Genomic DNA, 22,864 nt, shown 5'->3' with positions numbered 1-22,864 from the left:
AACACCGAGAACCCGGCCGTGCGCGACGAGATCGCGAAGCTCATCGGGTTCTGGCTGCAGCTGGGCGTCGACGGCTTCCGGGTCGACGCGGTGCGGGTAGCGGCGTGCTTGTGCTCGTGATGCGTCACGGAGGGGCTCCAGGGGTCGAGGGAGGCGGCGGGGGCCGTCCTCGGAGGCTAGGCGGGGCGGGGCGCGGCGTCCGCCCGTTGACTTCCCAGGTGCGCGGCCGTGCTCGCGGGTCCGGGGGCGTTCGCCGACTCGAGGTCCGTTCTCCTCCGGCTCCTGCTCCGTTCTCCTCCGGCTCCCGCGACTGTCCAGGAGTTGTCGCACTCGAGCTCGAGTGCGACGACTTCTGCGCACTCGGAGACGACCGCTGGGACGGGCCCGGCGGCTCCGCGACCACGCGGAAGTGGCCGTACTGGAGCGCGAGCACGGCGACTTCGGAGGACTGGCGACCGGCTCGAGTGCGCGGGTCCGCGAGTGCTCAAGAGTTGTCGCAGTCGACGCCGAGTGCGACGAGTTCTGCACAGTGGGCGAGGCTCCGGGGTGAGGGCTTGCGAGTGCTCAGGAGTTGTCGCAGTCGACGCCGAGTGCGACGACTTCTGGACAGTGGGGGAGGCTCCGGTGTGAGGGCTTGCGAGTGCTCAGGAGTTGTCGCAGTCGACGCCGAGTGCGACGAGTTCTGGACAGTGGGGGGCGTCCGAGCAGGGTCAGGGACCCCGGCAGCACTCGTCAGGGACCCCGGCGGCACCCGTCAGGGACCCCGGCGGCACGCATCCGGGGGCCCGCGGCGCGCGTCGCGCCCGGCACCCGCGACCTAGGGTGAGGGCATGCACCCGCTCGACGCCCAGGACCCGCTCGCGCACTGCCCCGAGCTGTTCGTCCGCACCCCCGAGGTCCGCTCCTACCTCGACGGCAACTCGCTCGGCCGGCCGCTGCGCGCGAGCGTCGCCCGGCTCGCGCGGTTCGCGGAGGAGGAGTGGGGCGGCCGCCTCATCCGCGGCTGGGAGGAGGGCTGGCTCGACATGCCGCTCGAGGTCGGCGACGCCCTCGGCTCCGCGGTGCTGGGAGCTGCGGCCGGGCAGACGATCGTCGCCGACTCCACGACCGTCCTGCTCTACAAGCTCGCCCGCGCGGCGATCGCCCGCCAGGCGGAGCAGGGGCGCGACAAGATCGTCGTGGACACCGACAACTTCCCCACCGACCGGTACGTGCTGGAGGGCATCGCGGCCGAGACCGGCAGCACGCTCCGCTGGATCGACTCCGACCCCGGGAGCGGTGTCGGCCCCGACGACCTCGCCCCCGTGCTCGGCGAGCGGACGGCACTGGTGCTGCTCAGCCACGTCGCGTACCGCTCGGGGTTCCTCGCCGACGCCGCGGCCATCACCGCCCAAGCGCACGAGGCCGGCGCGCTCGTGCTCTGGGACGCCTCCCACTCCGTCGGCTCGGTGCCGCTCGAGCTCGACGCGTGGGGCGCGGACCTCGCGGTCGGCTGCTCCTACAAGTACCTGAACGGAGGCCCGGGGGCGCCCGCGTGGGCGTACGTCGCGTCGCGGCACCAGGGCTCGCTCGCGCAGCCGGTGCAGGGCTGGATGGGCGTCGCCGACATGTTCGAGATGGGCCCCGGCTACCGTCCGGCCGAGGGGATGCGGCGCTTCCTCAGCGGGACCCCGCCGATCACGGGGATGCTCGCGATGCAGGACATGATCGCGCTGATCGCCTCGGTGGGCATGCCCGCGGTGCGCGCGAAATCGGAGGCGATGACGGCGTATGCGCTGGAGCTGGCCGACGCGTGGCTGGTGCCGCGCGGGGTGCGGGTGGCGACTCCGCTCGACCCCGCCCGACGCGGCTCGCACGTGACGATCGCGCACGAGTCGTTCGCCGGCCTCGTCCCGCGGCTGCAGGCGGACGGGATCGTGCCGGACTTCCGCCGACCCGACGGCATCCGGATCGGCCTCTCGCCCCTGTCGACCACCTTCGCCGAGCTGGAGCTGGGCATGGCGGCCGTCCGGGACGCGCTGGACTGAGCGGGCCGGGGCTCGGCGGGGCGGCTGTCCCCGGCCCCGCCGGCGCCCTCACCGCGCGTCGCGCGTCCGGCGGGTGCTCTCCCTCTGCAGGGCCTCGACGAGCTCGGCCTTCGTCATGCGCGAGCGGCCGCAGACGTCCAGGCGCTTGGCGAGGTCCATCAGGTGCGCCTTCGTGGCGTTCGCGTCCACTCCGCCCGCCGTCTCGCCCCCGGGGGAGCGGCCGTGGCCCTCGGCGCGGGAGTCGGAGGGGCCGCTCTCGGCCTTGCGCTCCCAGTGGTCGCCGACCTTCTCATACTCGTGCTTCAGCGCGGCGAAGGCCGTGCGGTGGGCACGCTCACCGTCGCCGTAGCTGTCGACGGCCGAGTCGTGCGCGGCCGACCAGAGCATCTGCGCGTGCTCGTCGGAGCGCTCGATGGTGGACGGGATCTGTTCCTCGCGGGGCATGGCGGCCTCCCTCTCGTCCTCCGACGCTACGTCGGGTCGGAGGCGCCGGTCACCCCGTTGACGAGCGCGCGGCGGGCGCCTCCGTCCCCGGAGCGCACTCGGGGGGCCGCTGCCGGTGTTCTCACCGGGCCGACGCCGATGATGGGGCGATGTTCATCCCGACCAGAGCCGCCGGTCTCGAGGCGCTCGACGACTTCGTCGCCCGCGCCGGCTCCGCCTACGCCCGCGACCGCAACCACGACCTCGGACCGTCCCGGGACAACGTCTCCGGACTCTCGCCCTACCTCCGCCACCGCCTCGTCACAGAGCGGGAGGTCGTCGCCGCGGTCCTCGCGCGGCACCGCCTGACCGCCGCGGAGAAGTTCGTCCAGGAGGTGTTCTGGCGCACCTACTGGAAGGGCTGGCTCGAGCAGAACCCGGACGTCTGGCGCCGCTACCGCCGCGAGGTGGCGGACTCCTCCGCGGGCGATCCTCCGCCCGGCTACCTCGACGCGATCGGCGGACGCAGCGGCATCGACGCGATGGACGCGTGGGTGAGCGAGCTCGTCGAGACCGGGTACCTCCACAACCACACCCGCATGTGGTTCGCGAGCATCTGGATCTTCACCCTCGGACTGCCCTGGCAGCTCGGCGCCGACTTCTTCTACCGGCACCTGCTCGACGGCGACGCCGCGTCCAACACCCTGTCGTGGCGATGGGTCGCCGGCCTGCAGACTCCGGGTAAGACCTATCTGGCCTCCGCGTCCAACATCGCGCGCTACACGGAGGGGCGCTTCTCGCCGAGCGGCCTCGCCACCACGGCCCCCGCGCTGACGGAGGAGCCCTTCCCGCCGCGGGCACCGCTCGAGCAGGACGACGTCGTGGGGACCGTCGGCGCCCGCCCCGGCCTCCTGCTGCACGAGGAGGACCTCGAGGCGGAGAGCCTGCTCGCCGAGCAGCCGGGTCTGGCCGAGCGCCTCGTGGCGTGCGCCGTCGCCGGGGACGCGGGCGGGCGCTCGCCGTCCGGAGTCTCCGACGCGGTCGCCGCCTTCACCGCCGCGGCGCTCGCCGACGCCGCCGAGCGCACCTCCGACTCCAGCGGTCGGCCGGCGAGGGTGCTGGCGGACGCGCGTGCCGCGACGGTCGTCGACTGGGCGGTGTCCGAGCGGATCGACACGGTGGTCGTTCCGTACGCGCCGGTCGGGCCCGTCGGGGAGCGGGTGGAGACGCTCCGCTCGGCTCTCGCCGACGAGGGGGTCGCGCTCGTCACCGTGCGCCGCCGCTGGGACGGTGCGGCGTGGCCGTCGGCGTCGCGGGGGTTCTTCCCGTTCCGGAAGCGGATCCCGGCGCTGGTGCGCGACCTCGTCGAGCCCGCCGACGCGGCCCGCCTGTTCTGAGCGGCGTCCTGTGAGCCGCGTCCCGCGTCCCGCATCCCGCGAGCCGCGAGCCGTGTCCTGTGAGCCCCGTCCCGCGACCCCCGTCCCGTGAGCCCCGTCCCGCGGAACCTGCCTGGTCCCGCGGGGCGGGTGCCGCTCAGCCGAGCAGGCGGTCGCGGAGGAAGTCGCTCGCGAAGCGGCCCGAGGGGTCCCACTCAGCGCGGAGGGTGCGCCACTCCTCGAGGTGCGGGTAGAGCGGCGCGATCTCGTCGGCTCCGGCGAGGAAGTGCTTGCCCCAGTGCGGCCGGGCGCCGAGCGGCAGCAGCGCTCCCTCGACGGCGGGGAGCACGGCGTCGACGCCGGCGCGGTCCTTCTTGAAGGTGAAGTGCACGCCGACGCTGTCGCGGCCTCCGGCGGGGGAGAGCCACTGGTCGTCGCCCGCCATGGTCCGCAGCTCCGTGATGAGCAGGACGTCGTCGATCCGCTCGCCGATCGCGCGCAGCGCCACGATCGCCTCGCGGACGTTCGCGCGCGGCACCATGTACTCGCTCTGGATCTCGTCGCCCGCGCTCGGCTCGCGGTCGAGGCGGAAGTGCGGCAGGCGCTCGGACCACGGTCCGACGGAGCCGCCGAACGGGTTCAGGTTGGAGTCGACACCCTCCGAGACGGCGAAGAGGCTCGCGGAGGCGGCGACCGCGCCCAGGTGCGTCGCGTCGACGTCGGCGACGGATCCCGCCGCCACCTTGGTCTTCAGCCACAGCTGCTCCACGGTCGGCGAGGACCAGTGGGTCATGAGGCTGACGCTGTAGGCGGAGGAGGTGATCGCGTCGAAGTCGTCGAGCACGCGCTCCCAGGGCAGGTCGACGAACGCGTCCTGGCGGACGTCGAAGGTCGGCTGGATGTCGAGGGTCACCCGGGTGACGATGCCGAAGGCGCCGAGGCCGACGACGACGCCCTCGAAGCCCGGCTCCCCGCGGCGGATCGTGCGCAGCGACCCGTCGGCGGTGACGAGCTCGAGGGCAGAGACGGCGGAGGAGAGGTTCGCGTTGCGGTCGCCCGAGCCGTGGGTGCCGGTCGCGATGGCGCCGGCGACCGAGATGTGCGGGAGCGAGCCCATGTTGTGCAGGGCGTAGCCGTTGCTGTGCAGGTGCGCGGCGACGACGCCGTAGCGGGTGGCGCCGCCGACGGTGACGGTGCTCGCCTCCGCGTCGATCACGGGGTCGGAGGCCAGGCGGCCCAGGTGCAGCAGTGCGCCGGGGGTGTCGGGCAGGGAGTTGAAGGAGTGGCGGCTGCCGAGGGCGCGGACGCGCTCGTTCTCGCGGACGAGGCGCTGCACCTCCTCGACGGACTCCGGCTCGATGATGGCGGCGGCGCGGTACTCGTAGGTGCCCGCCCAGTTGCTCCGTGAGGTCATGGGTCCATTCTGCCGGGTGCGCGGGGGATTTGTTGTTGGTTGCAACGAATGGCCTGGTGGTGCACGGGGACACCGCAGGACGGAACGGCGTGGAGATTGTTCGGGGCGCGCTTCGAGCCCCTGACGGGGAGGACCGCGATGACCGCGCGCAGACGATCCCGCTCCGATCTGTTCCGGGTGTTCGTGAGCCTCCTGGTCACGATCGTGGTGGTGCTGCTCGTCCTGGCGACGGGGACGCTCGCTCAGGGCGACGGGGCCGTCGATGCGACGGCGACCCTCGTTCCGGTCTCTCTGCTCGGCTGGCCGCTCTCCACCGCCCTCTCCGTGGGCTGGAGCGCCTCCTCCTCCTCGCGCCTCGACGAGCAGGCGCTGCGGAGCACCGCCGAGGAGGAGGCGCGCGGCGAGCGGCGCCTCCTCCCGCGGATGCTGGGGGCGACCGGGGCGACCGGGGCGACCGGCACGACGCTGTCGGCGGCGGTGCCGGCGATCGTGGTCACGGTGGCGGTCGTGGTCACGGTGGCGATCGCGCAGAGGATGGAGTTCCGCAGCGAGCGCCTCTCCATCGCCGCCGCCCTGCTCGCCGTCGCGAGCTCGTGGGTGCTGATGGTCTTCTCGTCCGCGCAGGCCTGCCTGCGCCTCGAGTCGCGGTCGCCCGGCGGTCGCAGGTGCGCTTCGCCTTCGAGGAGGCGCAGCACTTCAGCGTCTATGCGACCCTCGCGCTCCTGCTGTCCACGACGGCGGCCACGGTCTCGGCCGAGATCCGCTCGAGAGAGGGCCGGCGCCTGGTGCGCGCGAACGTCGTCATCGCGTTCGCCTTCGACTCGGTCATCATCGCGATGACGGTGTCACTTCTGTTCGGCGGACTCACGGCCTGAGGCGGCGGGAGCGGAGCGTCCGGCGGAGCCGGGGGCGGTCGGGTCGGGGCGGGTTCGAGCGGGGCGGGTTCGAGCGGACGGGTTCGAGCGGGGCGGGCGGCGCAGGCTGGTGGCTCGGCTCAGGAATCGCGCGGACAGCGGTGTGCGAGCCCGCGCTCGCCGCCGGTCCTCCCTCCACAGGCGGGGTACCGGCTCCGTTGTCCCGATCCTGGTCACGGGCCCCGGCCCGATGTCGGTGGTCGCTGATTTAATACACGTATGAGAAGTTCGGGTGACGCGGCGCAGGCGGTCGAGGCGGTGCGCGCGGGCGAGACGGCGCAGACGCTCGACGCGGTGCGCGCGCTCGCCGGTCTCGCGGCGGGGCTCGCCCGCTCCTCGGCACCGGTGCTGCTCGCGGGGGCCGTCGCCCTGCACACGGCGTACGGGCGGCGCTGCTCGTGCCGGAGTCGTTCGCGCGGGGGAGTCGTCTCTCCCGGAGCGAGGCGGGAGACCTCGTGGAGCGCTCGATCCGAGCCGAGTTCGCGACGGCGCTCGGGATGTCGGAGCGCGTGGCGTCTCGGCGTCTCGAGCACGCTCGGCTCCTCATCGAGGACCTCCCGGCGACCCGCACCCTCCTGGCCGAGGCCCGGATCCTCTGGGAGGCCGGCGAGGTCGTCTGCGCCGCCGCCGCGACCCTCCCCGCTCCGTCGCGCGCGTCCTTCGACGAGCGGGCGGCCGCCGCGGCGCTCTCGCAGACGCCCACCCAGCTCCGCCGGACCGTGGCGCGGCTGCGCGACGAGCTGCACGAGCAGCCGTTCACCGAGCGCCACACCCGCGCCCGCGAGGACCGCAGCGTGTGGCTCGGCGCCGAGGCCGACGGCATGGCCACGCTCTGTGCCCTGCTGCCGGCCCCGGTCGCGGTCGGCGCCTACAACCGTCTCGACCGGATCGCCCGCTCGCTCCGCGACGGGGCGGACGCGGCGGGGATCGGGTTCGGTGCAGGTGCAGGTGCAGGTGCAGGTGCAGGTGCGAGTGCGAGTGCGAGTGCGAGTGCGACTGCACAGAGCGGTGCTGGTGCCCGTGGCGATGCTCCGGTGGCAGTCGGCGCGCGGACGGACGCTGGTGCTGGTGCTGGTGCTGGTGCTGGTGCTGGTGCTGGTGCTGGTGCCGGGCTCGGCGCGGAGACGGGTGGCGGCGCCGGTGGAGACGCTGACATCTCCCTCGGCGACGGCCGGACGCTCGCGCAGCTGCGGGCCGACGCGCTCGTCGATCTGCTCATCGACGGCGACATCTCCGCAGACGGATCCTCGGGAGAAGGAGCGAGCGCCGTCCATGCCTCGGGCTCCGGAATCCACGCCTCGGGCTCCGGAATCCACGCCTCGGTCTCCGGAGTCCGCGCCGACGTGCGCCTCACCCTGGCCGCCAGCACCGCCGTCGGCCTCGACGACGCGCCGGCCGAACTCGACGGCTACGGTCTCGTCCCCGCCGACGTCGCCCGGGAGCTCGTCCGCACGGCGGCCACCTTCACGCGGGTGCTGACCGATCCGGACACGGGAGTGGTGACGTCGGTCGGCAGGACCCTCCGCGTCCCGCCCCCTCGGATGCGCCTCCAGCTGCAGCTGCGCGACCGGACCTGCCGGTTCCCCGGCTGCACCCGCTCGTCCTCGACGGCCGAGGCCGACCACACCCTCGAGTGGCGGAACGGAGGCGAGACCGCCCTCGGCAACCTGGCCTCGCTCTGCGTCGCGCACCACCACGTCCGCCACGGCGACCGCTGGACCTACGCCCTCCATCCGGACGGCACCGTCGTCTGGACGACCCCTACCGGCCGACGGATCACCGACCGACCGCGGGCGCTGCCCGGGGCTCCGCTGCCGCCCACGCGACGACCGACGCCGCAGTCGGCGCAAGAACTGGAGCCGGAGCCGGAGCCGCAGCCGCAGCTAAAGTCGAAGCCCGAGCCGGAGCCGCAGCCGCAGCCGCCACGATCTTCGTCCTCGCTGTTGTGGTCGTCGCGACCGTCGTCACCTCGGGCGTCCCCCTCGGTGCTGTCGCCGACGCGGCCGCGGTTCGTGGACGCGTCTCCGCCGTTCTGATCCGCAGCCCGACCTGCCGGGCGATCCGACACTCCGTCGGCCGCGAGGCGGTGCATCGCCGTGCCTGGACACGCCCAGGCGCCCTCGCGCTCTCGCACCTCCGGCGCCGCGAGGTCCGTCGGCACGTTGGCGCTTCGTCGAGCCTCGAGTTCCGAGCCCCGTGTCCCGGAGCTCCGAGCCTCGAACCCCGTGTCCTGTCGTGCTTCGGCGCTTCGGGGCGTCGGCCACCGCGTCCCGGTCCGCCCGCGTCCCGGTCCGCCCCTGTCCCCGGTCCGCCCCCGTCCCGCTCCGCCCCGTCCCGGTCCGCCCCTCCGTCCCGGTCCGCTCCGCCCCGGTCCGCTCCCGTCCCGCTCCGGCTGGCGGACGCCCCCGCCGCGCAGGAGAGCCGTCGAACTCGGGAGATCACGACCGGACGACCTCCACGTGGTTCACGTTCTCCGCCGCCCGCCGCCCGCAGCGTCCGTCGGCACTCTCCTGCCCCGTCCTCTCCGGCGCTGCTCTGTCCTCTCCTTCCACGTCCTCTCCTGCCCCGTCCGGTCAGGAGCGTCCCGCCGCGGCGACCGCTCCACGCCGCCCGTGCCGCCGCCCGTGCCTCTGCCCGACCTCACCGGATGCCGCTGCGCGCGAACCCCTGCACGAAGTAGCGCTGGAAGCACAGGAACAGCAGCACCATCGGCAGCACCGACACCAGCGCCAGCGCCATGCTCGCGCTGTAGTCCGGCGTCGACTGGCCCTTGAGGTAGAGCAGGCCGATCGGCAGCGTGAACAGCTCGTTGTCCTTCAGGGCGATCAGCGGCCAGGCGAAGTCGTTCCAGCTGCCGAGCAGAGTCAGCAGGATCAGGACGGCGATCAGCGGCTTCGAGAGCGGCAGCACGATCTGCAGGAACACCCGCAGGTGGCCGGCGCCGTCGATCCGCGCCGCCTCGATCAGCTCCTCCGGGATGGAGAGGAAGAACTGCCGGGCGAGGAAGATCCCGAAGGCCGCCGCTGCTCCGGGCAGGATCACCGACCAGTAGGTGCCGTAGATCTGCAGTCCGGTCACGAGCTTGAACTGCGCGACCATGATCGCCTGCACCGGGATCATCATCGTGGCCAGTGCGAGCAGGAACAGCAGGTTCCGCCCGGGGAAGCGCAGCCGCGCGAAGCCCCAGCCGGCCAGCAGGTTCACCACGACGGTGAACACCGTGACGAACGCCCCGATCACGACCGAGTTGACGAACCACTCGCCCACGGGGAAGCGCGCGAACACCGTCGCGAAGTTCTCGAACGAGATCTCGCTCGGCCAGAAGCGGGGCGGGCCGGGCGCGAACACCTCGCCGCGCGGCGAGAAGGCGATGACGAGCATCCAGTACAGCGGGAAGAACACGATCGCCGAGGCGACGATCGCGACGACGAGGCGGACGACGAGTCCGGAGCGGGAGCCGTCGCGGCGGGAGGGACGCCGGCGCGGGGTCTCGCGGGCGGTGGCCGCGGCGACCGCGGCGGGCGTGGTGACGGTGGAGGACGACATGAGGGCTCCTAGTCGACGAGGTCGCGCGTGCGGCTCGTGCGCCACTGCAGATAGGTGAAGGCGAGGGAGACCAGCAGGATGACGACGCCGAGCGCGGCGCCGTAGCCCTGCTCTCGGACCTGGAAGCCGTTGCGGTACGCGTAGGTGCCGAGCACCGACGTGGAGAAGCCGGGGCCGCCGCCCGTCATCACGAAGACGATGTCGAAGACCTGGAACGAGGCGATCACGTTCATGATCAGCAGGAAGAAGGTGGACGGGCCGACCAGCGGCACCGTCAGTGCGCGGAACTGCTGCCAGCGCGTCGCTCCGTCGATCCGTGCGGCCTCGTAGAGCTCGGGCGAGACGCTCTGCAGGCCCGCCAGGTAGATCACCATGTTGAAGCCGATCCGCAGCCACACCGCGGTCAGCATCACCGAGATCATCGCCGCGGAGCCGTCCGACTGCCACGCGACCGGCGAGGCGCCCAGCGAGCTCAGCACCTTGTTCACGATGCCCGAGGACTCGCTGAAGATCGTGACCGCGATCATCCCGGAGGCGACGCCCGAGATCACCAGGGGCAGCACGATCACCGTGCGGAAGATCCCGCGCGCGGGCAGGACGGAGTTGAGCAGCACGGCCAGGCCGAGGCCGCCGGCGAGCTCGAGCGGCACGGTGACCGCGGTGAAGAGGAGCGTGTTGCCCAGGCTCTGCCAGAACACCGGGTCGGCGCCCATTCGCAGGTAGTTCGCGAAGCCGACCCACTCGGGCGTGCCGAAGCCGCGCGACTCCTGGAACGAGAGCTGGATCGCCCAGAGGATCGGCACGAACAGGAACAGCGCCATCAGGAGCAGGTTCGGGCCGACGAAGCCGAAGCCGGCGAGGGCCTCGCGCCTGCGGGCCGACCGCGGCCGGGCGGAGGAGCCCGCCCGGCCGCGGAGGGTGGTGGCGGTCATCAGCTGGTCGCCTGCTGGATGGCCGCGTCGAGGCCGGAGAGGGTCTCCTCGGTGCTGCGTCCGCCGACGAACGCCTCCTCGAGCTGGTCCTGCATCGCGACGGAGATCTTCGCGAGGAACGGCGAGGTGAGCTGCTGCACGTCGCGCGGGGTGATCGTCGCGGCCTGCTCGACGAACACGGGCATCACGTCCGGGCGCACCGCGAAGTCGATCGACGCGGGGTCGATGTCGGACCGGGTGGGCAGCTCGTTCGTCGCCGCGCAGAACTCGGCCATGGTGTCGGCCTGCGTCATGAACGAGAGGAACTCGGTCGCGAGCTCGGGGTCATCGGTGTCGGCCGTGGCGACGAGGGCGTTGCCGCCGAGGTCGGTCGCGCCGCGCTCGTCGACGGGCATCGGCGTGGCGGTCCACTCGAAGTCGGCGAGGTCGTCGATGTCCGGCACGAGGAAGGACCCGGCGAACGCCATCGCCGCGGTCTGCTCCGTGAAGAAGGAGTCGGCGTAGGTGGCGGACTTCACCGAGCTGGTCGGCGGGACCCAGTCGTTGTCGAAGAAGCTCTTCGTGAAGTCCAGGGCCTTCGCGCCCGCGGCGGAGTCGATCGCCGGAGTGGTGCCGTCCTCCTCCAGGAGCGTGCCGTCGGCCTCGAACAGCCAGCTCAGCCAGCGGGGCGTGCCGCCGAGCTGCCAGTTGTAGACGAACGGGTACTGCTCGGCGGGCAGGCTCGCGCGCAGCTTCGCGGAGGCGTCGGCGAACTCCTCCCAGGTCCACGCCTCGTCGGTGGTGGTCGGCACGTCGGTGATGCCGGCCGCCGCGAGCAGCTGCGTGTTCACCAGCAGCGCCGACACGTCGGTCTGGTGCGGGACGCCGTAGGGCTTCCCCTCGAAGGAGACGGCCTCCTGGAACGCGGGCGTGAAGGAGTCGAAGTCGTCGATCCGGTCGGTCAGGTCGAGCAGCTGCTCCTGGCTGGAGTAGACGCCGAGGTTGCCGTAGTCGACGCGGAACACGTCGGGGGCCTCGCCCGACGACAGCTGCGCGTCGATGTTGCTGAACATCTGGTCGTAGGGGACGACGTTGAGCTCGACGCTCGCCCCCTCGTGCTCGGCCTCGAAGTCGGTGATCAGCGACTCGAAGGCCGCCTGCTCGGACTCGCTGGCCCAGGTGGTGAAGGTGATCGAGTCGGCGTCGGCCGAACCGCCGCCTCCTCCTCCGAAGCCGCTGCAGCCGGTGAGGGCGGCGGTCGACGCCAGGACGGCGGCGAGAGGGATGAATCGTCTGCGCATGGGTGGTCTCCTGCTGTGAAGGGTCGGACGGGGGCGGGGTCGGAGGGCCGCGTCAGGCGGGGCGGCGGAGGGCGGTCTCGACGAGCGAGACGAGGCCGTGCGGGCCGAGCTGGCCGACGAGCAGGTCGAGCGGAGTGGGGACGGGCAGCGCCAAGGCGGCGCGGCCGAGGCGGGAGGCGGGCACGGAGGCGGCCTCGCGCTCCTCCGGCTCCGGGTCGGCGAGGGCCAGCGCGACAGTGGCGGCCACGTCCTCGACCGCGCGGACGCAGCCGAAGCGGACGATCCGCTCGTCGTCGATCAGGGCCTCGCCGTAGCCCGCGCGGAACGCCGAGCGCTGCACGTCGCTGATCGGCCGCGAGTAGATGACGCCCAGCTCGATCAGGAGCAGGTCGGCCTCCCGCGGGGCGACGGTGGCCTCGTCGAAGTCGATCAGCCAGGGGCGGCCGCTCTCGTCGATGACGACGTTGCCGGGATGCGGGTCGCCGTGGAGGGGCACGCGGGAGGTGGGCGTGCGGGCGCGCTTCAGCCGCCGCTCAGCGCCGGCGAGGGCGTCGAGGCGGGAGCGGTTACCGCGCCAGAGCGCGGTGAGGAGGGGGCGGGACTCCGGCTGCGCGTCGATCCTCTCGTCGGTCTCGGCGAGGAGGTCGGCGAGCGGACGGCGGACGCGGCGGATGCCCCGCCGCACGGGAGGCGCGAGGGTCGGCGGCTCGGCGTCGTGCACGGAGCGCAGGACCGCGCCGAACCCCTCCCAGTCGAGGGCGTCCTCGCCGGAGTCGACGGCGTCCTCGCCGAGGATCCACGGCGCGACCGAGACCCGCAGCCCCCGGTCCTCCGCCCAGGGGCGCCCGTCGGAGGCGCGGTGCGGCGCCGCGACGCCCGGCACCCCCGACTCGCCCAGCGACGCCGAGAGCGCGAGGCCGAAGCGCCCGTCGCGGGCCGACGCCTTGACGCTCCACAGCGCCCCGGAGCCGTCGGCCGCGCACCAGACGCGCGCTCCGTGGTCGAGTCCGCCGACGACGGGCTCCAGGTCGACGAGGCCGATGCCGAACTCGCGGCGCACCAGATCGCGCGCCCAGGCGCCCGCCTCCTCGATCGTGTCCATCCCGCTCATGCTGACGTGCGGGCGCCCCGCGAGCAGGTGCTTGCGCGATCGGTGATCGTAGGCATGGGTGCGGGCTGAGCCGCGTCTCAGGCTCGGGCGGGGAAGAGGGCGAGCCGCTGCTCCGTCCCCTGCTGCCGGACCGTGAGAACGGGAGCCGCGAGCGCGTGACCGTGGTGGTAGCCCGTCACCGACTCGGGGGCGTCCCCGGCGGTGAGGGGCAGGAACGCGATCGGCGAGAGGTCCGCGTCGGCACGGAACAGCGAGAGCGCCCTCGCGGTGACGACGGCCAGCAGCACGGGGTCCGGCTTCGCCGCGCGCAGCGCCGGGAGGTCGACCGCGGCTCCGGCGACCGCGAGCGTCCGCAGCGAGGCCAGTGTCTCCGGAGTGTTCAGCACCGCGGTGACGCCGCCGTCCGGATGCTCGGCCCGCAGCCTCTCGAGGATCGGTCGGGACCACCGCTCCTCGACGCGCCGCCGGAGCCCGAAGCCGAGCCCCGCGACGATCACCGCGGCCACAGCGAGCACCACGCCCCACCCTCCGTAGAGCTGGTAGGCCCGGGCGCCCGACCATGCCGCCGCCACGACCACCGTCGCCCCGAAGAACGCCTCGCTCCCGAGCGACCGCAGCCGGGTCGACTGCACCTCCTGCGTCACGAGCGCTCCTCCGGGTCGGGCGGACCTCCGGGCGGGATCACGTCAGCGCATGATCCCACCGGCGCCTGCGGGTCGGGCGGGGATCCGTCCCCTCGCGCGCGAGGCCGGCTCAGCGCCCGCTCCGCGCCCGCGAATCGGTGAGGAGCCGGACCGGGGGGAGGTCGGCCAGTTCGGGGGACACGAAGCCGAGCACGTCGGAGTGGTGGTCGGCGGAGGCGCGGCGGAGGAAGGACCAGCACTTGAGCGAGGACGGGCGCCGGTCGAGGGGGAGGGGAGCGGCCTCCACGATGATCACGGTGGCGGAGCGGTGCAGGATCCGCACGGGCACGCGGCTCTCGCGGCCGTCGACGGTCCAGCTGGAGACGCCGCGGATGCGGCCGTCCTCGCGGTCGACCCCGACGGTGAGGACGCTCCGGAAGTCGTCGGACGCGGCGCCCATGCCGATCTGGAAGTCCCCCTCCGCGCCGTCGAGCACGAAGGCGACGTCGAGTCCGCGGCGGTGGCGGACGGTGAAGGTGGCGAGCAGGGGACTGCTCCCGAACCTCGGGGCCTCGTCGCGGGCCTGCCGGACACGCTGCTCCGCGTCGTCCCTGTCCATGGAGCCACTCCTGCCGTCCCGGCGGAGCGGGGCCCGCGCGCCCGTCGAGCCTAGGGGGAGCGGGGCGGCGTCACCCCGCGCGAGGCAGCGTCACCCGGAAGCGGGCGCCGACGGGCCCCGCCTCCGCCACGAGGTCGCCGCCGAGGGCCCGGGCCAGCCCGCGCGCGATCGGCAGGCCGAGGCCCGAGCCGCCGTCGGCGCGGTTGCGGGCGTCGTCGAGGCGGACGAGGCGGTCGAAGACGCGCTCACGGTCGGCCTCGGCGATGCCGGGGCCGTCGTCGTCGACGGTGATCGTGACGGAGTCGGCGGCCGCCTCGACGGCGACGTCGATCCGCGAGCGGGCGAAGCGGGCGCCGTTCTCGAGGAGATTGCCGAGCACCTGGGCCAGCCGGTCGGCGTCGCCGCTGACCAGGAGCGGCTCGGCGGGCCGGTGCAGGTCGATCGCGAGGCCCGGGCGGCGCAGCTCCTGGCGCTCGATCGCGGCCTCGGCGACGCCCGCCGGGTCCAGCGGACGCGACTCCAGAGCCAGGCCCTCGTCCAGACGCGCCATCAGCAGCATGTCCTGGATGAGGCGACCCGCGCGCAGCGACTCCCGCACGACGTGCACCGAGAGGCGCTCGCGCTCCTGGTCGCCGCCGTCGGCGCGGACGAGCGCGTCGGCGGCGGCCTGGATGCCGGCGACCGGCGTCCGCAGCTCGTGCGCGGCGTCCGAGACGAACGCGCGCATCCGCTGCTCCGCCGCGAGGGCCGTCGCCTCGGCGGCGAGGGCGCTGCGCTCGGCCTGCTCGAGGTCGTCGAGCATCTCGTCGAACGCGGTCGCGGTGCGGCCGAGCTCCGTCCGCGGACGGGAGGGGCGCAGCCGCCGCCCGCGGTCGCCGTGCGCGATGTCGCGGGCCACGTCGGTCATCCGCTCGAGGGGCCGGAGGGTCGCGCGGACCACGACGATCAGCGCGAGGGCGGCCAGCAGGAGGAACACGGCCGACGCGGCGAGCAGGATCCCGTTCAGCTGCGCGAGGGTGCTGCCCACCGATCCGGCCTCGCTGGTGAGCTCGAGGCGGGTGCCGTCGCTGAGGGTCGACTCGAGGGTGATCAGCTCGTCGTCGGCGGCGACGCTGCTCGAGACGACGGTGACGGCGGCGGACGCGGCTCGGGGCGGGACGGCTCCGGAGGAGGAGCTCGTGCCGGGAGGCGACGGCGGCTCTCCGAGCTGGTCGGCGGCTCCCGGGCCCAGGCGCAGCTGCTCCGGGCTCGGCCCGGCCACGACGTCCTCGCCCTCGGGGCTCGTGATCCGCACCGAGACGCCCTGCGCCGAGAGTCGGGAGGCGAGGGCGTCGTCGGCGATCGTGCCGACCAGCGCGGCGGCGGCGGAGGCGCGGTCCTGCAGCCGCTCCTCGATCTGGTCGCGGAGGCGCTCGCCGAGCACCGCCTGCACCGTCGCCGAGAGGGCCAGGAGCAGCACGGCCAGCAGAGCGAGCACGGCCAGGACGGTGCGGAGGCGGAGGGAGCCGGTCCGCAGCGCGCCCGGCTGGGCGCGGCTCACGCCTCCACCCGGTAGCCGAGGCCGCGGACGGTGTGCACGAGCCGGTCGCCGTGCGCCTCCATCTTCTTGCGGAGGGAGCTGAGGTGCACCTCGACGAGGTTCGGGTCGACGTGGTCGTAGCCCCAGACCTGCGTGAGGATCTGGGTCTTGGTGAGGGTGCGGCCGCGGTTCCCGGCGAGGAAGGCGAGGAGGCGGAACTCGGTCGCGGTGAGGTCGAGGGCGACGCCGCCGCGGCGGGCGCGGCCCGACTCCGGGTCGACGACGAGGTCGCCGATCTCGACGACGGACGGGATGCGGCCGCGGCGGCGCAGCACGGCGGTCACGCGCTTGACGAGCTCGGCGAGCACGAACGGCTTCACCACGTAGTCGTCGACGCCCTCGTCGAAGCCGCGGAGGCGGTCGTCGACCGCGTCGCGGGCGGTGAGCATGATCACGGCCGCGTCGCTGCTGCGGCGGATCCGCTCGGCGAGCACGATGCCGCTCGGGCCGGGGAGCATCCAGTCGAGGATCACCAGGTCCGGAGCGAAGGTGCTCAGCTCGCGGGCGAGGTCCTCGCCGGAGACGAGACCACGGACCGTGAAGCGCTCGCTGCGCAGCGCGGTCTCGACGGAGGAGCGGATGGCGTCGTCGTCCTCGATGAGGAGCACACGGGCGGAGGAGGGCATGTACTCGAACCTAGGGGCCGCGGATCGGGGCGCACCCGGCGTCTGCTGTGGAGGGTCTGTTCTTAAGTCCGGCTTCAGATTCGCCTTCGAATCTGAGATGGAACCGGCCGCAACCGATCCCGAACGGGGTCGGTACCGGGCCGGAACGAGGAGACACCCATGACCGAGTCGACCACCCCCGCCGAGAAGGGCTCGAGCTTCGGGCCGCGCCGTCCGAAGAAGCGCGCCCTGACCATCGGCATCGCCGTCGGCGCCCTCGGACTCGTCGCGCTCGGCTCGACCGCCGCATTCGCCGCGACGCCGTCGAGCACGCCGACCTCCAGCGCCACCCCGCTGCACTCCACCTCCACCGACGCTCCGTCCACCGATGCGCCCACGCCCCCGGCCGACGGCACGATGCCCATGCCTCCGGCCGCCGCTGACGGCACCGCACCGACCCCGCCGGCTCCGGGCGAGTGCGGCCCCGCCGGACACCCCGCCCCGCCGGCCCCCGCCGACGGCTCCGGCCCTGCCGCGCCCGTCGCCCCGCAGGCGCCCTCCGAGAGCACCTCTCCCGACACCGAGGACGCCCCCACCGGAAGCTGACACCGGACCACCCGCCCCGCTCGCGCGGGGGAACGCCGACGGCCCGGAGGACACTGTCCCCCGGGCCGTCGGCGTCCGTCAGCGCGCGTCGCGGCGGCGGCGCGTCACTCCGAGCGCGAGCGCTCCACCGGCGAGCAGGGCGAGAGCCGCCGCGGCGGTCCAGCCCGTCTCGACGCCGGTGCTCGCGAGTCCCGAGCCGGTCCGCGGAGGAACGGCGCCGGCCGGAGCGGGAGCCGGCGTGCGGGTCGGCTCGGCCGTGGGCGGCGCAGTGGGCTGCGCGGTCGGCGCCGTGGTCGGCTCAGCCGTCGGCGCCACCGTCGGCTCGACAGTCGGTCCCGGGGTCGGCACCGTCCCCGCCCCGAACACGGACTCCGCGGAGCCGAGCGACGCGAGCACCGTCTCGCCGTTCGCGTCGTCCACGCCGTCGTTGTCGGTCACCGCGAACACCTCGCCGGAGCCGGTGATCCCGAGGCCCTCGAGCTTCTCCTGGGTCCAGCCGTTCCCCGCCTGCAGCGCGGGCAGCACGTCGACCGCGAGGGTCTTCTCGAGCATCGGCAGCGTCTCGCCGACCGCCGCGCCGGCCTCCGTCGGCAGCGGCACCGTGTACACGGCCTTCAGCGCGGCGTCCGGCCCGTTGAGCTTGTCGCGCTCGATCACCGCGAGCGTGCCCGCGGGGGTCAGCGTGATCTCCGAGAGCCCGTTCCAGTCGCCGTCCGCCTCGGACACGGCCTCCAGCGGGTAGCCGAAGAAGCTCCAGCTGTCGGCGGCGACGTCGTAGCGCCCGATCCGGACCACTCCGTCGGCGTCGATCGAGGCCTCGCGCTGCAGCGCCGTCCAGACGATCTCACCGGCGGCGCCGTCCTCGACGGTCACTCCCTCGAAGCCCTGCTTGCCCAGCGCGGTGGCGAGCTCCGCGGGCAGGGCGATCCGCTCGGTCACCGCGGCGTCCGCGTCGAGTCGCAGGAGCGCGTTGCCGTCGCCTGTCCCGCCCTCCGTCACGGCCCAGAAGCCGCCGTCGACGCGGGCGGCGATCCCCTCCAGATCCAGAGCGGCGGGCTCGCCGCCCTCCGTCACCGTGAGGGGCGTGTCGAGCAGCGCCGGCGAGACGGAGGTGTCGATCGAGTGGAGGGTGCTCGGCGCGTAGGCGCTGTCGCTCACCGCGTACAGGCGGTCGGGCGCCGCCGGATCGGTCGAGAGGCCCGAGAGCGCGCCCCAGGGCAGCGGCGATCCGTCGACGTCGGCCGACAGCACGGTCGGGAACGCGGGGGCGGAGGCGCCGAGCGCGTAGAGCTGCACGCTCGCGCGGACGGCGGCCTCCGCGTCGTCGGTCTCGCTCGAGACGACCAGCAGGTCGCGCTCGGGCAGGGCGAGCAGCCCCTCCGGGCCGGGCGTCGACGGCAGCGCCTGCACGAAGCGCGGCGCGGTCGGCTCCGACACGTCGTAGACGGCCACGAAGTTCGCCCGCTCGGCGCCGACGAACACGTAGGGGACGCCGTCGAAGGTGGCCGAGAGCAGGCCCTCGGGCTCGGAGCCCTTCGCGTCGGAGCGCTTGTCCGGGTAGAGCCCGAGGCGCACCGCGAGGTGGTCGAACGAGTTCCCGGCGTCCCACTGCACGGCCCCGGTCGCGGCGTCGAGGATCGACCAGCCGCGCGTGCCGCCCTTCCAGTCGCCCTCGTTCGCGATCGCGACGTGGTCGTCGCCGACCCAGCCGATCGCGTCGGGCTCGCGCGGGACGTCGGTGATCGAGCCGGTCAGCGAGATCGAGTCGTCGTCGAGCGTGTCGATGCCGCTGACGGAGGCGGTGCCCGCGGTGTACGAGGCGGTGACGGAGCGGGTGGCCAGGTCGACGATCGCAACGGCGTTGTTCTCCTGCAGCGTCACGGCGACGGCCGTGTCGGCCGGGTTGATCGAGACGTACTCGGGCTCCGGGTCCGACGGGGTGTCGAGGCCGGCGAGACCGGTGAGGTCGACGTGCTCCGGCACCCAGGCGGAGGGGTCGCCCGCGAGGTCCATCACCACGAGCTCCCCGGCGGGCGCCTGCGGGAGGTCGCCCTCCTCGCCGCCCTCGGGGGCGAGGTCCTCGTCGCGCTGGTTCTCGATCGCGATGACCGCGGTCGAGCCGTCGGTGGTGACGTCGATGGAGTCGGGCTGGCCGCCGAGCTCGATGCTCGCGACGGGCGCGAGGTCGTCGGCGTGCAGCACGCTGACGTGGCCGGAGGGGTTCGCGAAGTCGCCGTCGCTCGTGTCGACCACCGCGAGGACGTACTCGCCGGTCGCGTAGACCGAGGTCGGCTCGCCGCCCACGCCGACGCCGCCGCGCGGCTCGGGGGCGTCGGGGTCCGAGATGTCGAGGACGTCGATGCGCTGCCCGGCGGAGTCCGTCGAGTAGACCAGGCGGCCGTCGGGCGACGCGCTCGAGATCTCGGCGACGGCGGAGTCGGCGGACGGGTCGGCCGCGTTGAGGTAGGCCGGCACCGTGGCGATGCGGGTGAAGAAGGAGTCGCCCGCGGCGGAGGCGGGCAGGGCCGCGGCTCCGAGGGTGCAGCCGGCGAGGGTGACGGTGAGGGCGAGGGCGGCGGTGCGGGTGCGGGTGCGGGTGCGGGTGTGACGAGAGGACACGGGTCTCCTGAGCGGCTTCGAAGGAACCCGCCCACGCTGGCCGCCCCCGGTGAACGCACCGCCGCCCGCAGGTGTCCGCCCGGCGAACGCGCGGTGGCGGAGCCGCGACCGGGCGGGGGTCTCGAGACGTTGGCACGGACGCCTCGAGATCCGCCAGGCGGCGTGGTCAGCGCGCGAGGCCCTCCGAGGCCGAGCCCCAGGAGCCGAGGGCCGCGCGGACTCGCTCGTCGCGCGCGAGCGTCAGCGCCTCCGCGTACCCCTCCTCCAGCACGTCGTCGAGCCGCACCCGCGCACCCGTCTCGGAGGAGCGGACCGCCGCCTCCACCATCGCGAGGCTCCGCACGTTCGAGTGCACCTCGCCCGAGGGCACCGCGCCCGAGCCCAGCACCCGCACGAACTCCGCGAGCGAGCCCGCGATCTCCTCGGGAACGGGCTCGAGCGTGGCGGTCCGCACCGCCTCCGACTCGCGCGACTGCCACTCCGGAGCGCCGTCGCCGTCCCAGTGCGCGGTGCCGCCGGCCCCGTTCACGCGCCAGTCGCCGTTCCACGAGGTCTCGAGGCCGTCGGCGCACCAGCTGCCGGTGTAGCTGAAGCGCACTCCGCCGGCGAACTCGAACACGGCGCTCGCCGCGGCTCCGTCGGCGTACCAGCTCCAGCCCGGGTTGTACTCCTCGCAGTAGACCGCGACCGGGTCGCTGTCGAGCAGGTACCGCGCCGCGTCGAAGGCGTGGATCGCCATGTCGACCAGGAGCACGTGGTCCATCTCGTCGCGGAAGCCGCCGAAGCGGGGCGCCTTCGCGAAGTGCACGGAGGCGGTGCCCAGCTGCCCGAGCCCGGCGATCTGCTCGCGGAAGGCGGTGATCGCCGAGTAGTAGCGGCGCGACTGGCTGGTCATCAGGAGCCGGCCCGAGGCCTCTGCCGTCGCCGCGAGCACCAGCGCCTCGGCGATGGTCGGCGCGATCGGCTTCTCGGAGAGCACGGGCAGCCCGGCGAACAGCGCCTCCGAGCTGACGGGGAGGTGCGCCCGCGGCACGGTCACGTTGACCACGGCGTCGGCGCCGGAGCGCGCGGCGACCTCGGCGACGGAGGTGCCGACCGCGACCGGGCCGACCCCCTCCTCCTCCGCGGCAGCCGTGGCGAGGTCGACGTCGAGGTCGACCAGGCCGACGAGCTCGGCGTCCGGGGAGTCGCGGATGGTGCGGATCCAGGCGCGGCCCATCGCGCCGGCGCCGACCTGGACGAGGCGGACCGTCATCGGACGAGCGCTCCCTCGTAGTCCTGGCCGTTGTGGAAGTCCTCGGTCTCGTAGCGCTGCAGCACCGGGAGGCGGCGCTCGGGGCGCGAGGAGCGCACCCACTCGACGCCGTTCGCGATCACGCGGCGCACCTCGGCCTGGTGGTAGACGGGGTAGTCCTGGTCGCCGGGGGAGAAGAAGAAGATGCGCCCGTGGCCGCGCTTCCAGGTCATGCCGGAGCGGAACACCTCGCCGCCCGTGAAGGTCGAGAGGAACACGAGCTCGTCGGGCGCCGGCACGTCGAAGAACTCGCCGTACATCTCCTGCCGGGGGATCACGAAGGGGTGCGGGATCCCCTGGGCGATGGGGTGCGTGGGGTCGACGGTCCAGACCAGCTCGCGGTCCTGCTCCGAGCGCCAGCGCAGCGTGCAGGTGGTGCCCATGAGCTTGCCGAAGATCTTCGACCAGTGGCCGGAGTGCAGGACGACGAGGCCCATGCCCGAGAGGACGTGGCGCTGGACGCGCTCGACGATCTCGTCGGAGACGTCGCCGTGGGCCATGTGGCCCCACCAGACGAGCACGTCGGTGGCGTCGAGGACGTCCTCGGTGAGGCCGTGCTCGGGCTCGTCGAGCGTGGTGGTGGAGACGGTGGCGCGCTCGCCGAGGTTCTCGCGGATGCCGTCGGCGATCGTGCTGTGCATGCCGTCGGGGTAGATCGCGCGGACCTTCTCCTCGATCTGCTCATGGCGGTTCTCGCCCCAGACGAGGACGCGGACGGGGGAGGAGGGTGTGGTCACGGTGTTCCTTCTTCGACGGTGGAGACGGTGCGGCAGTGGGCGGCCCGACACGGAGTTAACCGCTTTACCGGCCGCGTCTCCTAGGATGCGGGAGACGTCCGCCCCGCGTCAACCACGGCCGGGCGGCGCGAGCGGAGGAGGCGCGGTGGCCACGATGAGGGACGTCGCGCGCCTCGCGGGGGTCTCGATCGCGACGGTCTCGTTCGTGGTCAACGACACCAAGCCCGTCTCGCCCGAGACCCGCGAGCGGGTGCGGGCGGCGATGCGCGAGCTCGGCTTCCGGCCGCACGCCCTGGCCCGCGCTCTCGCGCGGCGCCGCTCCGGGATCGTCGCGGTCGTCTATCCGCTCGTGTCGAGCCGGCCGCTCAACACCGCCACCTCGTTCCTGCTCGGAGCCGCCGAGGCCGCGGCGGAGCAGGACCACTCGATCGTCCTGTGGCCGACGGTCGGCGGCTCCGACCGCCTCGCCGACCTGCGCGCCGACGGCCTGATCGACGGCGTCGTGCTGATGCAGGTCACCAGCGAGGACGAGCGCGTGCCGGTCCTGCGGGACTCCGGCACGCCCTTCGCCCTCATCGGGCGCACCCGCGACCCGTCCGCCCTCGACTGGGTCGACATCGACTTCGAGGGCATGGTCGAGGAGGCGCTCGGCAGGCTCGCCGGCCTGGGGCACGCGCGGGTGGCGCTCGTGCTCGGCCCGGACCGCGACGCCGCGGCCGACTTCGGCCCCTACGCGCGCACCCAGGAGGCGTTCGCACTCGCCTGCGCGGCCCGCGGCGTCGAGGGCGTGCTGCTGCGCTGCGAGGAGTCGCCCGCCGGCGGCCGCACCCTCGCCCGCTCGTTCGACCCCGCCTCCGCGACCGCCGTGGTGATCGTCAACGGGGGCGCCGCCGTCGGGTTCGCGCACGAGGTGCGGCACCGCGGGCTGCGCGTGCCCGAGGACCTCTCGATCGTCCTGCTCGCCTCCGACCCCGACGTCGCCGACCTGGCCGACCCGGCGCTCGACCTGCTCGTCGCGCCCGGCCGCGAGCTCGGCCGCCGCGGAGTGGAGGCGCTGCTCGCCCGCCTCGCCGACCCCGCGGCACCGCTCCTCCAGGAGCGCATCGGCGGCCCGTGGCGCCCCGGCGGCTCGGTCGCCCCTCCGCACTGACGGGCGCCC

20 protein-coding genes and 1 pseudogene are annotated in these 22,864 nt (G+C 74.0%); 7 read left to right on the top strand and 14 right to left on the bottom strand.

Going from position 1 to position 22,864, the window contains the following annotated elements:
• Together C5D36_RS16625 and C5D36_RS11080 are read left to right on the top strand one after the other, a co-directional pair.
• Positions 1 to 93: pseudogene (locus C5D36_RS16625) on the top strand (alpha-amylase family glycosyl hydrolase); the annotation flags it as partial.
• 737 nt (positions 94 to 830) lie between these two features.
• Entirely contained in the window at positions 831 to 2,027 is a 1,197-nt protein-coding gene (locus tag C5D36_RS11080) for a kynureninase (RefSeq protein ID WP_104295838.1), read from the top strand.
• A 48-nt stretch (positions 2,028 to 2,075) separates the two neighbouring features.
• Here C5D36_RS11080 and C5D36_RS11075 read toward each other — a convergent pair whose 3' ends face one another.
• Positions 2,076 to 2,471, bottom strand: a complete 396-nt coding sequence (locus C5D36_RS11075) for a ChaB family protein (RefSeq protein WP_104295837.1) — start codon at positions 2,469 to 2,471, stop codon at positions 2,076 to 2,078.
• 149 nt (positions 2,472 to 2,620) lie between these two features.
• On the opposite strand from C5D36_RS11075, the gene C5D36_RS11070 reads away from it, so the two are divergent.
• Positions 2,621 to 3,847 (top strand): FAD-binding domain-containing protein, encoded by a 1,227-nt coding sequence (locus tag C5D36_RS11070; RefSeq protein ID WP_104295836.1) that lies wholly within the window; start codon positions 2,621 to 2,623, stop codon positions 3,845 to 3,847.
• Between the two features lie 136 nt (positions 3,848 to 3,983).
• Here the strand turns inward: C5D36_RS11070 and C5D36_RS11065 are convergent, their stop codons facing one another.
• Together C5D36_RS11065 and C5D36_RS11060 are read right to left on the bottom strand one after the other, a co-directional pair.
• Positions 3,984 to 5,240, bottom strand: a complete 1,257-nt coding sequence (locus C5D36_RS11065) for an FAD-binding protein (protein WP_104295835.1) — start codon at positions 5,238 to 5,240, stop codon at positions 3,984 to 3,986.
• A 242-nt stretch (positions 5,241 to 5,482) separates the two neighbouring features.
• Positions 5,483 to 5,803 (bottom strand): hypothetical protein, encoded by a 321-nt coding sequence (locus tag C5D36_RS11060; protein WP_146083737.1) that lies wholly within the window; start codon positions 5,801 to 5,803, stop codon positions 5,483 to 5,485.
• A 102-nt stretch (positions 5,804 to 5,905) separates the two neighbouring features.
• On the opposite strand from C5D36_RS11060, the gene C5D36_RS11055 reads away from it, so the two are divergent.
• The gene (locus tag C5D36_RS11055) at positions 5,906 to 6,115 is read left to right on the top strand and encodes a DUF1345 domain-containing protein (protein ID WP_104295833.1); all 210 of its coding nucleotides are present in this window, start codon (positions 5,906 to 5,908) and stop codon (positions 6,113 to 6,115) included.
• A gap of 437 nt (positions 6,116 to 6,552) precedes the next feature.
• The gene (locus C5D36_RS11050) at positions 6,553 to 8,190 is read left to right on the top strand and encodes an HNH endonuclease signature motif containing protein (protein WP_104295832.1); all 1,638 of its coding nucleotides are present in this window, start codon (positions 6,553 to 6,555) and stop codon (positions 8,188 to 8,190) included.
• A gap of 604 nt (positions 8,191 to 8,794) precedes the next feature.
• On the opposite strand, the gene C5D36_RS11045 is transcribed toward C5D36_RS11050, so the two are convergent.
• From C5D36_RS11045 to C5D36_RS11015, 8 genes are all read right to left on the bottom strand, one after another.
• Positions 8,795 to 9,700: a carbohydrate ABC transporter permease gene (locus C5D36_RS11045; protein ID WP_104295831.1), complete on the bottom strand. Its 906-nt coding sequence runs from the start codon at positions 9,698 to 9,700 to the stop codon at positions 8,795 to 8,797.
• 8 nt (positions 9,701 to 9,708) lie between these two features.
• Positions 9,709 to 10,632: a carbohydrate ABC transporter permease gene (locus C5D36_RS11040; protein ID WP_104239656.1), complete on the bottom strand. Its 924-nt coding sequence runs from the start codon at positions 10,630 to 10,632 to the stop codon at positions 9,709 to 9,711.
• A complete protein-coding gene (locus C5D36_RS11035) occupies positions 10,632 to 11,912 on the bottom strand; it encodes a sugar ABC transporter substrate-binding protein (protein ID WP_258062401.1) in 1,281 nt (426 codons plus the stop codon). Before C5D36_RS11035 ends, C5D36_RS11040 begins: the two co-directional genes overlap by 1 nt.
• A gap of 52 nt (positions 11,913 to 11,964) precedes the next feature.
• On the bottom strand, positions 11,965 to 13,014 hold the full coding sequence (locus tag C5D36_RS16875) for an aminoglycoside phosphotransferase family protein (protein ID WP_181072868.1): 1,050 nt from the start codon (positions 13,012 to 13,014) through the stop codon (positions 11,965 to 11,967).
• Between the two features lie 86 nt (positions 13,015 to 13,100).
• Positions 13,101 to 13,667 carry a hypothetical protein gene (locus C5D36_RS16870; protein ID WP_181072866.1) on the bottom strand — a complete coding sequence of 189 codons (567 nt, stop codon included), beginning with the start codon at positions 13,665 to 13,667 and terminating at the stop codon, positions 13,101 to 13,103.
• Between the two features lie 109 nt (positions 13,668 to 13,776).
• Positions 13,777 to 14,265 (bottom strand): hypothetical protein, encoded by a 489-nt coding sequence (locus tag C5D36_RS11025; RefSeq protein ID WP_104295829.1) that lies wholly within the window; start codon positions 14,263 to 14,265, stop codon positions 13,777 to 13,779.
• Positions 14,266 to 14,335: 70 nt separating this feature from the next.
• Positions 14,336 to 15,805 (bottom strand): cell wall metabolism sensor histidine kinase WalK, encoded by a 1,470-nt coding sequence (locus tag C5D36_RS11020; protein WP_104295828.1) that lies wholly within the window; start codon positions 15,803 to 15,805, stop codon positions 14,336 to 14,338.
• Positions 15,802 to 16,470, bottom strand: a complete 669-nt coding sequence (locus C5D36_RS11015) for a response regulator transcription factor (protein ID WP_104225192.1) — start codon at positions 16,468 to 16,470, stop codon at positions 15,802 to 15,804. Before C5D36_RS11015 ends, C5D36_RS11020 begins: the two co-directional genes overlap by 4 nt.
• Positions 16,471 to 16,629: 159 nt before the next feature.
• Here C5D36_RS11015 and C5D36_RS11010 point away from each other — a divergent pair, with 159 nt between their 5' ends.
• Positions 16,630 to 17,055: a hypothetical protein gene (locus C5D36_RS11010; protein ID WP_104295827.1), complete on the top strand. Its 426-nt coding sequence runs from the start codon at positions 16,630 to 16,632 to the stop codon at positions 17,053 to 17,055.
• Positions 17,056 to 17,133: 78 nt separating this feature from the next.
• Here the strand turns inward: C5D36_RS11010 and C5D36_RS11005 are convergent, their stop codons facing one another.
• The 3 genes from C5D36_RS11005 to C5D36_RS10995 form a co-directional block, all read right to left on the bottom strand.
• Positions 17,134 to 19,674 carry an esterase-like activity of phytase family protein gene (locus C5D36_RS11005; RefSeq protein ID WP_104295826.1) on the bottom strand — a complete coding sequence of 847 codons (2,541 nt, stop codon included), beginning with the start codon at positions 19,672 to 19,674 and terminating at the stop codon, positions 17,134 to 17,136.
• Between the two features lie 166 nt (positions 19,675 to 19,840).
• Positions 19,841 to 20,929 (bottom strand): Gfo/Idh/MocA family protein, encoded by a 1,089-nt coding sequence (locus C5D36_RS11000; protein WP_104295825.1) that lies wholly within the window; start codon positions 20,927 to 20,929, stop codon positions 19,841 to 19,843.
• Positions 20,926 to 21,705 carry a ThuA domain-containing protein gene (locus C5D36_RS10995; protein WP_104258013.1) on the bottom strand — a complete coding sequence of 260 codons (780 nt, stop codon included), beginning with the start codon at positions 21,703 to 21,705 and terminating at the stop codon, positions 20,926 to 20,928. Before C5D36_RS10995 ends, C5D36_RS11000 begins: the two co-directional genes overlap by 4 nt.
• Positions 21,706 to 21,859: 154 nt before the next feature.
• Between C5D36_RS10995 and C5D36_RS10990 the strand changes: the two genes are divergently transcribed.
• Entirely contained in the window at positions 21,860 to 22,855 is a 996-nt protein-coding gene (locus C5D36_RS10990) for a LacI family DNA-binding transcriptional regulator (protein ID WP_258062920.1), read from the top strand.
• The last annotated feature ends 9 nt before the right edge of the window (positions 22,856 to 22,864 follow it).

It is taken from the genome of Rathayibacter sp. AY1C6 (assembly GCF_002931535.1).
Taxonomy (GTDB): Bacteria; Actinomycetota; Actinomycetes; order Actinomycetales; family Microbacteriaceae; genus Rathayibacter.
The sequence above is the reverse complement of the archived record's forward strand: the minus strand, read 5'-3'. Positions and strand labels throughout refer to the sequence as shown.

Coding starts and splice junctions, on each gene's coding strand:
- C5D36_RS11010 (WP_104295827.1), top strand. CDS start 16,630: ATGACCGAGTCGACCACCCCCGCCGAGAAGGGCTCGAGCTTCGGGCCG.
- C5D36_RS11080 (WP_104295838.1), top strand. CDS start 831: ATGCACCCGCTCGACGCCCAGGACCCGCTCGCGCACTGCCCCGAGCTG.
- C5D36_RS11025 (WP_104295829.1), bottom strand. CDS start 14,265: ATGGACAGGGACGACGCGGAGCAGCGTGTCCGGCAGGCCCGCGACGAG.
- C5D36_RS11035 (WP_258062401.1), bottom strand. CDS start 11,912: ATGCGCAGACGATTCATCCCTCTCGCCGCCGTCCTGGCGTCGACCGCC.
- C5D36_RS11065 (WP_104295835.1), bottom strand. CDS start 5,240: ATGACCTCACGGAGCAACTGGGCGGGCACCTACGAGTACCGCGCCGCC.
- C5D36_RS11000 (WP_104295825.1), bottom strand. CDS start 20,929: ATGACGGTCCGCCTCGTCCAGGTCGGCGCCGGCGCGATGGGCCGCGCC.
- C5D36_RS11015 (WP_104225192.1), bottom strand. CDS start 16,470: ATGCCCTCCTCCGCCCGTGTGCTCCTCATCGAGGACGACGACGCCATC.
- C5D36_RS11045 (WP_104295831.1), bottom strand. CDS start 9,700: ATGTCGTCCTCCACCGTCACCACGCCCGCCGCGGTCGCCGCGGCCACC.
- C5D36_RS16875 (WP_181072868.1), bottom strand. CDS start 13,014: ATGGACACGATCGAGGAGGCGGGCGCCTGGGCGCGCGATCTGGTGCGC.
- C5D36_RS10990 (WP_258062920.1), top strand. CDS start 21,860: ATGAGGGACGTCGCGCGCCTCGCGGGGGTCTCGATCGCGACGGTCTCG.
- C5D36_RS11060 (WP_146083737.1), bottom strand. CDS start 5,803: ATGGAGAGGCGCTCGCTGCGGAACTCCATCCTCTGCGCGATCGCCACC.
- C5D36_RS11075 (WP_104295837.1), bottom strand. CDS start 2,471: ATGCCCCGCGAGGAACAGATCCCGTCCACCATCGAGCGCTCCGACGAG.
- C5D36_RS11040 (WP_104239656.1), bottom strand. CDS start 10,632: ATGACCGCCACCACCCTCCGCGGCCGGGCGGGCTCCTCCGCCCGGCCG.
- C5D36_RS11070 (WP_104295836.1), top strand. CDS start 2,621: ATGTTCATCCCGACCAGAGCCGCCGGTCTCGAGGCGCTCGACGACTTC.